Genomic DNA, 12,434 nt, shown 5'->3' with positions numbered 1-12,434 from the left:
ATGAGTAATGCAGATGGCATGAAATATGCGCCAAAGGGAAAGCCGAATAGAGTAGTTGAGGATGGGCAATTCGTAATCGCCGCTGTTAGTCTTGATCACGGTCATATTTATGGCATGTGCAACGGACTTGTGGAAGCGGGCGCCACTTTAAAATGGGTATACGACGCTGACCCCGCTAAGGTTGAAGCATTTATCCGTCAATATCCGCAGGTACGGGCAGCTGAGTCGGAAGAGCAGGTGCTCTCCGATGATGAGGTGCAGCTGGTTGCAGCTGCAGCGGTAACATCGGAGCGCGGCCCGCTAGGCGTTCGCGTCATGCAGAGCGGCAAACATTATTTTACCGATAAAGCGCCATTTACAACGCTTGAACAGCTCGCGGACGCTCGCGCTGCAAACGCAGATACAGGAAAAAAATACGCAGTATATTACAGCGAGAGATTGCATGTGGAATGCGCGGTTTATGCGGGTCAATTGATCGAACAAGGTGCAATTGGACGTGTTGTTCAAGTCATTGGACTAGGGCCGCATCGTTTGAACGCTGCCTCTCGCCCGTCATGGTTTTTTGAGAAGGAAAAGTATGGCGGCATCATTTGTGATATCGGATCGCATCAAATTGAACAATTTCTATATTTTACAGGCAATCAGAATGCCAATGTTGTAAACAGCAAGGTGGCCAACTATGCCAATAAGGAGTATCCAGAGCTTGAGGATTTTGGAGATATGACGCTTGTTGGCGAGAATGGGGCAACCGGTTATTTCCGTGTCGATTGGCTAACACCAAGCGGTCTTGGAACATGGGGCGACGGTCGTACTATGATTCTCGGAACTGAAGGCTACATCGAGATGAGGAAGTACATTGATATCGCTAAAGATAAGGACGGAGATCAGCTTTATTTGGTAAATGCAGATGGCGAGCAGCATATCCAGCTTCGCGGCAAAGTCGGCTTCCCTTATTTTGGCCAGCTCATTCTCGATTGCTTGAACGGCACTGAGCTTGCTATGACGCAGGAGCATGCTTTCAAAGCAGCTGAGCTGTCGCTTCTTGCTCAGAAGCATGCGACAAAAGTGGAGTAGAAATGTTTGCTGCTAATGGGTAGTTGCTTTTTTGCTCGTACTCAGTATAAAATATGTGAGAATTAATAAATGGAAGGAGTGGGAATATGAGGATCAAGTGCAAGGTTGCGTTATCCAATTGTGTTTTTCATATTCCCATTTCACTTTTACACTAAAGCATCTATTGCTTTAGTGTTTTTTTTATCCTAAGGAGGTGTAACGGCGAATGAGGTACAAGAGAGTTCTTATTAAGCTTAGCGGCGGGGCAGTAGCAGGAAATGCTGAATTCGGTTTTGAGCCTGAACGGTTAAATTACATTGCGAATGAAATTATATCCGTGGTCCGTTTAGGTGTTGAGGTGTCGCTCGTTATTGGCGGGGGGAATATATTTCGCGGCAATATGGCGGAAAGCTGGGGAATCGAAAGAGCGGAAGCAGATAACATCGGAACACTTGCAACCGTCATTAATAGTTTGATGCTTCGCGGGGTGCTGAAAGCTAAAACAGACAAAGAAGTTCGCGTCATGACAGCGATACCGATTACTTCGGTCGCCGAGCCATACATCAGACTGCGTGCAATCCACCATTTGGAGCAAGGTTATATCGTCATATTTGCTGGAGGCAACGGTCAACCCTACGTGACAACGGATTATCCTTCGGTACAAAGGGCCATTGAAGTGAATAGCGAGGCGCTTTTGGTTGCAAAACAAGGCGTAGATGGCATTTTTAATGCCGATCCTAAATACGATGCCGATGCGAAGCGGTTCAAATCTCTTCATTACAATGATGTTTTGCAATATAATTTGAAGGTAATGGATCAGTCAGCCTTTATATTGGCTAGAGACTATCATTTGCCTATGCATGTGTTCAACTTCGACAAGCCCGGATCCATGAAAGAAATTTGTGAAGGCGGAAACAATGGAACCATCATTAGCGGTGAATCTGTTCTTGCCTACTAATAACTGTTGAAATAAAAAGGACTGCTTATAAAGGTACTCCCGTTTAATGAAAGCCGGGAAATGTACTTTTTAAGCAGTCCTTTGATGTTTTTAGGAGTCGGGAATTTTATATAGACCTTATTCAACATCATAACAGAGCCGTAATTATAAGTCTATATTTTTGAATGATAATATGTAAAAATTTGATTATCTTGGATGGGAGGTACAGCATGAACCTACAATCATTATTTTCTGAACCTATTATGTCACAGTCCACTCTGGGTGGCTTTGCTAGTGACGTGTTTCTAGTCATCACGGAAGCAGGGGAATACGTTGTTCGGTCATCCGGCGTAGATGAGACCGTTGATGTTCCTTTTGTATGGGCATGCAGCAATTTGTTCGGGAAACAATTAAGCGAGACGTTTGATATGGAGATTATTAATCAATATCTCTCACGATTGACAAGCAATATCGCTATTCCCAGTGTACTTGGCAAGGCCGTGATCGATGGAAGACAAGTGATTTCGGTTGAAAAATAAATGGAGTTCCATTGTCATTTCAAAATAAACCCGCGATGCTGATGGAGGATTTTGGCCGATCGATTGCGGAGATCCATTCCGATAAAGGTAAGGAATGGGGTTCTCTAAATGGCTCAGTTCGGTATGCATTAGCGGATTTCCCTCAGAAGCTAGCAGATGCATTAAGGGTGATGGCAGCACGTTATTACAAGGAAAATGCGGCAATCCATGAATCTCTTAATTACTACTGTTCATTAGCTGAAAATATGCCGGTACCGGAGTATGCCTCATGCATCATGCTCGATATGGATCCGAGGCAGTTTCTATCAAATGGAGAACGTGTTAGCGCAATCGTTGATACAGAAGCGTATGTGCTTGGTCCTCGTGAAATGGATTTAATAGCGATTGAATGTTCGTTGGATGAAGCGGGAGCTCATCATTTCCGCAAAGGTTATGCTGAAGTGCTGCCTTTCCCTGATTTATTACAGGTGCGTGATTTGTACCGATATTTCTTCTGCTTACTCGAAATTAAGGGACCGGCTTTTGACTATCACAAATGGATGTCCTTTCCTCACCTATTCGGGAACTTTAGGAACGCAGAAGGGTCTTCTTAATTAGAGAGGTGATGAGGTGGAGCTCGAATATGTGAAGTATTTGGCAAAAGGATTTGAAACGGATGCCGTATTGATTGATTTGATGAATGCACATGGCAACGACGTTTGGAATTTTGCATTCTTTTTAATTCGGAATGCCGATGCGGCAGATGACATTTGTCAGGATGTTTTTTTGACAGTATATGAGAAGCTGCATACATTTCGAGGCGAAGCCAGTATGAAGAGCTGGCTGCTTGCCATTACACGAAACAAAACGTATAAATACAAAAGAAGTGCTTATTTTTCTAAGGTCATTGTGATGGATTTCGTAACAAGAAGGGAAACATCCAGATCAGCGGAAGCGGAAGTTTTTGACCTTATGGAAACCAAATATATTTGGAACACCGTTATGAAGCTTCCGCTGCGCTACCGAGAAGTCCTCATACTGGAAATTCATTATCAATTATCGATGCAAGAAATGGCAAGTTTGCTGCAAATAGCGGAAGGGACGGTTAAATCGAGGCTGCACCGCGCACGCAAAAAAATGACAAGTTTACTGCAAAGTGATTCAAAAGGAGGAAACATCATATGAAGGAGCCAAAACAGTGGGAAGAAGCGCTTAGCCGCTCCCCGTTTGTGAATCCTCGCTTCACTGAGCAATTGAGGGAGAAAATTGTTTATAGGGCCAATGATAAACCGAAGAAAAAGTCTTATATTGCTCGTCTGGGAGCACTTAGTGCAATCGCAGCCGTTCTTGTCTATATACTGTTTGCCACAGATTTGAGCAAGCTGTTTACAAGCCCTTCACAAATCGTCGGAACAAATGGAAGCGGCAGGGTAGAGGAAATTCGAACGGAATACAGGAAGAACGGCGAAATGATATTTCAAGTATTTCCTGAAGAGAATGTGGTAGCGAGTGTCATGCAAGGCTATGTTCTCCATTTCACGCAGTCCATTGATGTTTTTCTTGGCAAAAACATTTCTATTGAAGGTTATCATGCGCAATCGGGAAAACGGTTGACCGTTATGTCCCCTGTGACCATTACAGAGCCGAGCTCAGGGTATGAGACGTTGGAACGTTTTACAACCAGCTTTAGCCTGCCGCTGGGCGGAACATGGACATTCGAGGTCAAGCTGAATGAACAATTTTACGGTGACTTTATTTTGGCAGTGCAGGAGCCTTCGCCATGGATAAGCACATCTACGTTCAAATTGCCGTATACAGGCAACGATGGAATGCCTCACAACTATGTGCTTGCTGGCGAGAAAGACAAGGTTGGATTTCTTGTAGGCCCTTATCAAAATGAGCAAGGATTGATCCTAGACGAGCAGCCGATTGTTGCGGGGAAAGGAAATAAGTACATGTGGTATTTCTGGGGGAGCAAGAAGGAACTCACGGGCAGCTTTAACGTTATGGGCGTAAAAGAAGGCACTACGCAGGAGATTGAAGTTTTCTCTGCGCGCAGTGTGGGCTCTCCGCTGAATGGGGCAGACGCGGTTATTCCATCATCGATGGTACTGCCCGAAGCCGGCATGTGGCGGCTAAACGTATACATTCAAGATAAGTTATTTAGCAGTATTACTATTCAGGTGGAATCGGCGAGCTGATATTCATTATTTTAAAAGGAGAAGGCTTCCATTAGGCAGCCTTTTTAGTAAACTATTTACATAAGAACGTATGTGCGGTAAATTATGGGTATGAGATCTATGCCAGAATGGAGTGCATGCATGAAAGCGTTCATAGAGATAGAAGGAGCAAGGCTGCATAACCTCAAGGATATCAATGTTCGTATACCGAAAAATAAGCTTACAGTCATAACAGGCGTATCGGGAAGCGGCAAATCGAGTCTTGCTTTCGATACGTTATATGAAGAAGGAAAGCGGCGCTATCTATTGTTCTCAGGTACGCAGTATATGGTTGATGCAGTGTCTTCTTTTGATAAAATAACGGGTTTGTCCCCTGCGGTAGCCATTGAGCAGCGTATCGTCCGGCAATCCAATCCTAGAAGTACAGTAGGCACGCGGACAAAAATCGGAAATTTACTTGCCATTTTGTTTGCAACGTATGGCAAACGTGATCCTGCCTACAATGACGGGCTGCCGCTCTCCATGGAGTTGTTTCAGAGGAACTCACCTAAGGGAATGTGTGTGAAGTGTCTTGGTACGGGAAGCCATCAGATGATTCAAGAAGAAGCGATTCTTAATCCGGAAACACAAATCAAAAACGTGTTTGATGGTTTTTTGGTCAAGCATCGTTTTCATAGAGGAAACTTCAAAAAGTTTTGTGAAATATACAAGATTGATATAAATGACAAAATCGGTGTTTTGCCGGATGATGTTTTTCATTCCTTCAAGTATGGCTGCCGCAAGAGTGGATTTGTAGGCGCCGTTGTTGTTTTTACAGATATGATGAAACATATGGCCAGCAAAGTGAAGAGACATGGGAGCAAAGACAAAGAAGTGAATTTATGGGGGATTAATGCGGATTCCATCCCATGCCCCAAATGTAAAGGCACAGGTCTTGGCCTTCAGGCGATTCATACCACAATTGGTGAGAAAACGATTAAAGAGCTCGAGGATATGTATATCAACGAATTGCTTGCGTTTTTGCAAAAGCAGCACGCCAATGTATCAAGCAAAAATTTGCTGGATGAAATGGTCATGAAACTTCAGTGTATGGTCGATGTAGGGCTTCATCATCTTTCTTTATCGCGTCCAGTTCCTACGCTCTCAGGCGGTGAAATTCAGCGTCTGTTTCTGGCGTCTTTTATTATTGCGGATATGGATTCTATTATTTTTATATTCGACGAGCCTACAATCGGATTGCATGAAGTAGAGAAGGAGATGCTGATAAGCATCATTCAAGGCTTAGTGGAGCGAGGAAACACAGTCGTTGCCGTAGAGCATGATCATAAATTTATGCAAGCTGCCGATTACATTGTCGATCTTGGACCCGAAGCGGGAGTTCAAGGCGGAGAGCTTATTTTCCAAGGCAGCTACCTTGATTTTATGGCTTGTGAACGATCGCGAACAGCCCCCTATCTGAATGGCACCAAAACCTTGCATGTCAAAACACAATATAAGTTAGCCGATCCAAGCAAAGTACTTAGGCTGGAGCATGCGAGCCTACATAATCTTCGGGATGTCTCCGTGACGATACCTCTTGGACTGATGGTAGGAATAGCGGGAGTATCAGGCAGCGGCAAATCCAGCCTAATCCAGCACACACTAGTACCAAAGCTTAAGCAATCACTCCAAAGCAAGTTCATATATGACAACGATGATACAGAGCTTGTGCTGCAAGACGAGGTGACGTTACTTGGATTCGAGCAGATTAAAAAATGTATAGTGGTGGACCAGAAGCCCATTGGAAGGAGCAAAACCTCTTGTCCAGCAACCTATACAGGTATATTTGATCGAATCAGAACTTTGTTCAGCAAAACACCTGATGCGGTGGAAAAAGGATATACAGCCAGTCTGTTTACCGTTAATTCTGAAGGAGGCTGTAGAGGCTGCAAGGGCGAAGGTTTTAAAAACCATTATGTTGGCTTCGGCAACTTCATAGAGGTAGAGTGCGATATGTGYGGGGCAACAGGATTTGTTGAAGAGGCTCTAAGTGTAAGGCTTGAGGGAAAGAACATAAAGGAAATTATGATGATGAGTGTCGCGGAGGCCAGCATTTTTTTTGGAAATGAACAATCTATGGCTTATGACAAAATGATATCGGCCACGCTCAGTACGCTAGAAAGTGTAGGGATGAGTTATATTACGCTCGGCCAAAAGACGCCATCTATTTCAGGCGGTGAAGCGCAGCGGATTAAGCTCGCCAAGGAGCTGTGCAGGCAAAGCGGGAAGKATAATGTATATATTTTGGATGAACCGACGACAGGCCTTTCTTTCTCAGATACGGAGCGGCTGATGACATTGCTGCAGCAGCTCGCAGATGCTGGCAATACGATTATCATTACCGAGCATGATCCAGCTGTGCTTGCCAATTGTGATTATATTATCGAAATGGGACCTGGTGGCGGAAGTGATGGGGGAGCTATTATCGCAGAGGGCATGCCGCTTGAACTAATGTCGAACCGTCATTCCATCATCGGGAAATATATAAAGCAGGTGTTGAAATGAGCTTTGAATGGCAGTTGTCCACTCCCGAGGCGGAGGGAATGGATGCTAAACTTCTAGAGCAGATAGATGATTATGTGAAGCAAAAGCGATATAGACTCATAAACAGCGTGATCATTGTGAAAAACGGGAAACTGGTTTATGAACGTTACTTCAATAAGTGTAATGAAAATACGAGGCATTCTATTAAATCAGTATGGAAGAGTATTTTAGCCATCGCTGTAGGCATCTGTTTGGACAAAGGCTTGATTAATAATCTAGATGAACCGATAGGCAATTATTTGCCCGCCTTTGCTGGTCATAGTCATCATTATCATAAGCTGATTACGATTCGGCATTTGCTAACGATGTCATCAGGCATTTACTGGAATGGCGGAGTTCATTACCATTGTCCGATGCTGCAGCAAATGATGCGTACGAATGACTGGCTATCGCATATCGCTGATATTGACATGCACAGTGTTCCTGGCATGAATTTTCAGTATAAGGAATGGGATGTCATGTTGTTATCAGCGGTCATAGGCAAAGCCTATGGAAGCACATCCTACGACCTCATTTATCATGAAATGTATAAACCGCTCGATATCGCCAGTGGAATTTGGCCGAGCAGTCCATGCGGCTTCTCCTATACGGTAATGAAGGGTGAAGAACAATCGGATTTGTCTGCTAGAGATATGGCTAAGGTAGGTTTGCTATTTTTAGGAGATGGCAGTATTAATGGCAAACAGATTGTTTCTCCAGCGTTTGTGAAGCAAGCGATAACCCCATCCTATCCGTCCTATGGTTTTTTGTGGTGGCTGTCTCAAGCTGGATATGGATGTCGCGGATTTGGTGGGCAAGAGGTGAATGTCATTCCTGAGCACCAATTTGTATCCGTCATACAAGCGACCCCCACACCATCGAGCAAATCGTATCCGGATATTCATGACTTGTTTCTTAGCCAAGCGATTAAATAAAAGCTGCTTATGATCTGAACGTTAACGGAGGATAAACCTATGAATACGGTCATTTATATGGTTAGACACGCAGAATCGCCTTTTGAATTTGGACAAGAACGAACACGCGGGCTTTCGGAGGAGGGTTTCTCAGAAGCAAAACGTGTTGCAGAGGTGCTGGGCGATGTCGATATTCATTTTATGGCATCCAGCTCTTACACGAGAGCGGTGCAGACGATTGAGCATTTAGCAAAGCGGAAAGCGATGACGATTGTAGAGTATGAAGAACTGGTGGAAAGAGCGATAAAGGGTTTGGATTATAAGGCTACTTGGGACGTTCTGTATGAAGCGATAAGGAAATCTTTTATCGATATGGATTTTGCTTTGGAGGGCGGCGAAACGACTCGAAGCGCACAACAAAGAGCGATACCCGTCATAGAGAGAATACTGGAGGAGCACCGAGGTAAAAACATTGTTTTGGGTACCCATGGCAATATTATGACGATCATTATGAACCATTATGATAATAAGTTTGGATTTGATTTTTGGAATACGACCTCGAAGCCGGACATTTATAAATTAACATTTAATCTGAATAAGCTTGAGCATGTGGAAAGGATATGGACTTAAGTAAGGCGACGAGAATCCATTGAAACCAGTGGTCATCCTGCAAAGGATGGCCTTTTTGTATGCTATCAATTCAAAATGTGCGTTCATTACATATATAGGATCATGTAATATTTTTTTGCAACAGACCAGATATTTAGTGTTATACTCGCTATTAAATTAACAACTAATGCGGAAATTCAACAGTAAATGAGTGAAAGCGACCGCATGAAGATGGAGCGTGAGCGGATTGAAAATACTAATTGTAGACGATGAGCCAAGGCATCTCAGAGGAATGGCTAAATTAGTTAGTGCGATGCGGCCAAAAGCTGAAATATTAGTAGCGAAGGATGGGGCAGCTGCTATCGCTATCATTCAACAGGATCAACCGCAAATTGTACTGACGGATATCCAGATGCCTAATATGGATGGATTGACTTTATTGAAATGGCTTGAGGATAAGGAACATCGACCGAAGGTAGTTATGGTATCGGCTTATAATTTATTTGAATATGCGCAAACTGCTCTGCGCCATGGCGCTTATGACTACTTGTTGAAGCCGATTGATATAGATAAAGTGGAGGATATTTTGGGGCGGCTTGATGCACAACTAGCGGCGGAGTCCATGCAGAGTGAAGCTTCCGAAAAACTGCAGCATCGGCTTAAGCTAACCTCCTCTGCCTACCAGAGCAATCTGCTTTTGTCATGGTTAAGCGGCAATCTATCAGCAGCGGAGCAAGTGGAGCTTGAAGCACTCGATATTGTGCAAGGAAGCGGTACAGTTATCTTTTCTGAACTCACCATTCGGCTTGAGGAGGATAAGAGCATCTATACGCCTGCGTTGCTGCAACAGCTGGAGCATTTGGGGTCCTGCTACGGTCAAGCCAGTACCTTCTCCATCAATACGCTTCGTGAAGATGCATTCCAAGCAATTACTATTGTGCGTACGCCGAGCCCATTCCTTAGACGCGATGAGATTCGATTGGCATTTAGCGAACTAAACAAGGAGTGGCTGCCGTATGGCCGGCTTGTTCATGGCATGGGGACGAGCTGTTTATCATTAGTAGAGCAGCTGCCGCATTCTTACCGAACGGCTCAAACTGCCTGTGATTATAATTTCCATGATTGCTGGCAGGGGGTCCTATTTCATGATGAGCTGAACCACTCCAGCAAGTCCTTTCACTTAGATGGGGAGCGGCTTTTTGAAGCGTTGCAGGATAATGATCCAATGGCTGCCATCCTGCTGTGCCGATCTGCCTTTCAAGAACTGGCAGGCGAGGGCCACACGGAACCGCAGCTTATTAAAGAGTGTGCCTCACTCACACTTATGAAGCTTAAAAGCCGAACAAGAGATGTTGTCGAAAGAAACTTTGGAAGCGTACTCACGAATACGGTCGTAACGGAAATACCTGCATGCGATAGTTATGGTGAGCTGCTGACGCTCTTGGAGTCTCAAATTCATGATCTGCACCAAGCGTTACGGAACATGAAGCAAGGGAAAAACGAGATTATTATGGAACAGTGCTTGAGCTGGATACAAGAGAATTATATGGAGGATTTGACACTAGAGATGGCAGCTGAACAGTTTGCCTTTAATCCGTCTTATTTCAGCACATTGATTAAAAGCTGTACCGGAAAGTCTTTTTCTGACCATATTACCGAGGCTCGGATGCGACGGGCAAAACAATTGCTCAGAGATGGCCATTTGAAAATTTATGATATAGCTGCGCAATGCGGCTATCGCGATACGAAGTATTTTTGCCGAGTGTTCAAGAAGCAGAATGGTCTATCGCCGGAAGCTTATAAGCATAAATCCCTTACAACGAATAGAGACGAGATATGAATATGACATTTCGATCACGGTTGTTCATCAGCTATATCATTCTAATTGCTTTGCCGTTCCTTGTGTTAAGCACTTTATTTTATCGTACAAGCCTCAAGGTTGTGACAGAGCAAGCACAAAAAAATGTTTATGAGATCGTCAAAAAAAATAATGAAGTCATCGATACGAAGCTCAAAGTTGTCGATCAGAGCAGTTTGGCCTTGTTCGTAGACAAGGATCTATTTCAAATTTTCAGTCAGCTGAATCCAGCAAAGGCTGAGGAGCTGCTGGCAGCTGATCGACGCGTATCTACTATTCTCAGCAAATATTTTTCACAAAACGACGATGTTTACGCCTATCAGCTTTGGACTTCTTACTTCACCTTCGGCAATTCGCAAAACATGCCGCAAGGAGATCCTACACTTTCAAATATTTACAAGCAAGCTGTGCATGCGGGTGGAAAAATGATTTGGTATCCTACCTATGATTTTACGGAGATGTTTGATCAGTCTTATCTTTCCAAGAGCATGATCGATTATCGCTATTTATATTCAGCCACGCGTTTGCTCAATTTCTCACATATGGAAGACAGTACATTAATTAAGCTGAATCCGAATGTGGAGCGTCCAGTGCTTACGATAAGCTTCAAATCGACTGTACTGGATGCCTTGTTTGAGAAGAGCATACCAGTCGGTTCCCGCTATATGGTATTAGATTCGAACGACATGGTAGTTGCCGGCAGTGATGTGTCACAAGTGACAAAAAGCTTCAACGAGAATTGGGTGGATTCATTCCGCATGACGGGAAGCGGTACTCAGCGAATGAAGCTGAACGGCGAGAATATGATCATATGCTTTGACCGCTCAACCGTAACCGGATGGTTGTCGATCGTAATAACGCCGGAGTCTGCATTGGTAAGCAACCTTGTGCCTGTTATTCGAACCTCAACGATTGTGTTAGCTGCTATATTGAGCGGAATCGCATTTTTATTTGCCTATTTTATATTAAGCCGAATCACAGGTCCGATTAAGAAGCTGCTCGGAGCGATGAGATCCGTTGGCGAAGGCGATTTTCAAACCCGCGTGGAAGTCAGCACGAATGACGAATTCGGCATCTTAATGCAGCGATTTAACCGGATGAATGATCGGATTCACCTGCTCGTCAAAGAAAACTATGAGATTAAGCTAAAGGAAAAGGAAGCAGAAATTCACGCGCTCAATATGCAGATGAATCCTCATTTTCTGTATAACACGCTCAATATTATGAATTGGACAGCGATTGAAAATAATCAGAAGGAGCTAAGCAAGATGCTCGTCTGTTTGTCCAATATGCTGCATTATACTTCTCGGAAGGAATGGGGCGCCGTTCATCTGTCAGAGGAAATCGAATGGATGAAAAACTACTTTTATATTATGTCTGCACGGTTCGAAGGCAAGTTTACGGTTAATTATGAAATTGATCCGATCCTTTATGATCATAAGCTGCCTAGGTTGCTGTTTCAGCCGTTTGTTGAGAATGCTATTTTGCACGGATTTAATCAGATGGAAGAGGGAGGCGTTATCCTCATTCGCGGCTGGGCAGAGGAGGGAAAACGTTTTTTTGAGATTAAGGATAATGGACGAGGAATAAGCGAAGAGATGATCAAGGTGATTTTGTACAAACAATCTTCTTCGGTCGGCATTAAAAATACGATCTCCCGTTTACAGATGGCATACGGTGATGAATACGGCATCGAGATTCGGTCTGTGCCAGGATCAGGTACCAGCATTCTGATAAGACTGCCACTTGATACCTAATAATAGTCCACCATTCCAATAATACTCGGGTTTTGAAAGCGTTATC

The 12,434-nt window shown here is 43.9% G+C and carries 11 protein-coding genes; all 11 read left to right on the top strand.

Annotated elements, in window-relative coordinates; genetic code table 11:
• The 11 genes from AC1DPK_RS04145 (at nt 1) to AC1DPK_RS04095 (ending at nt 12,388) form a co-directional block, all read left to right on the top strand.
• Nucleotides 1-1,074, top strand: coding sequence for a Gfo/Idh/MocA family protein (locus AC1DPK_RS04145; protein WP_477509421.1), 1,074 nt, complete (start codon nt 1-3; stop codon nt 1,072-1,074).
• Between the two features lie 205 nt (nt 1,075-1,279).
• Nucleotides 1,280-2,011, top strand: coding sequence for a UMP kinase (gene pyrH, locus AC1DPK_RS04140; RefSeq protein WP_339207582.1), 732 nt, complete (start codon nt 1,280-1,282; stop codon nt 2,009-2,011).
• A gap of 209 nt (nt 2,012-2,220) precedes the next feature.
• Nucleotides 2,221-2,529, top strand: coding sequence for a hypothetical protein (locus tag AC1DPK_RS04135; RefSeq protein WP_477509420.1), 309 nt, complete (start codon nt 2,221-2,223; stop codon nt 2,527-2,529).
• 11 nt (nt 2,530-2,540) lie between these two features.
• Complete coding sequence (locus AC1DPK_RS04130) at nt 2,541-3,122, top strand: hypothetical protein (RefSeq protein WP_477509419.1); 582 nt, start codon at nt 2,541-2,543, stop codon at nt 3,120-3,122.
• A 16-nt stretch (nt 3,123-3,138) separates the two neighbouring features.
• Nucleotides 3,139-3,693 (top strand): sigma-70 family RNA polymerase sigma factor, encoded by a 555-nt coding sequence (locus AC1DPK_RS04125; RefSeq protein WP_339207584.1) that lies wholly within the window; start codon nt 3,139-3,141, stop codon nt 3,691-3,693.
• On the top strand, nt 3,690-4,709 hold the full coding sequence (locus tag AC1DPK_RS04120; RefSeq protein WP_477509418.1) for a DUF4871 domain-containing protein: 1,020 nt from the start codon (nt 3,690-3,692) through the stop codon (nt 4,707-4,709). Before AC1DPK_RS04125 ends, AC1DPK_RS04120 begins: the two co-directional genes overlap by 4 nt.
• Nucleotides 4,710-4,829: 120 nt before the next feature.
• Nucleotides 4,830-7,232 carry an ATP-binding cassette domain-containing protein gene (locus tag AC1DPK_RS04115; RefSeq protein ID WP_477509417.1) on the top strand — a complete coding sequence of 801 codons (2,403 nt, stop codon included), beginning with the start codon at nt 4,830-4,832 and terminating at the stop codon, nt 7,230-7,232.
• Nucleotides 7,229-8,185: a serine hydrolase domain-containing protein gene (locus AC1DPK_RS04110; protein ID WP_477509416.1), complete on the top strand. Its 957-nt coding sequence runs from the start codon at nt 7,229-7,231 to the stop codon at nt 8,183-8,185. The genes AC1DPK_RS04115 and AC1DPK_RS04110 overlap by 4 nt, the downstream gene beginning before the upstream one ends.
• 39 nt (nt 8,186-8,224) lie before the next feature.
• Nucleotides 8,225-8,794 carry a histidine phosphatase family protein gene (locus AC1DPK_RS04105; protein WP_477509415.1) on the top strand — a complete coding sequence of 190 codons (570 nt, stop codon included), beginning with the start codon at nt 8,225-8,227 and terminating at the stop codon, nt 8,792-8,794.
• A gap of 226 nt (nt 8,795-9,020) precedes the next feature.
• On the top strand, nt 9,021-10,613 hold the full coding sequence (locus AC1DPK_RS04100; protein ID WP_477509414.1) for a response regulator transcription factor: 1,593 nt from the start codon (nt 9,021-9,023) through the stop codon (nt 10,611-10,613).
• Between the two features lie 2 nt (nt 10,614-10,615).
• The gene (locus AC1DPK_RS04095; RefSeq protein WP_477509413.1) at nt 10,616-12,388 is read left to right on the top strand and encodes a sensor histidine kinase; all 1,773 of its coding nucleotides are present in this window, start codon (nt 10,616-10,618) and stop codon (nt 12,386-12,388) included.
• Nucleotides 12,389-12,434 lie beyond the last annotated feature (46 nt).

Source organism: Paenibacillus sp. 01T424, from assembly GCF_056398745.1.
This window is presented reverse-complemented; position numbering and strand designations above follow the sequence as displayed.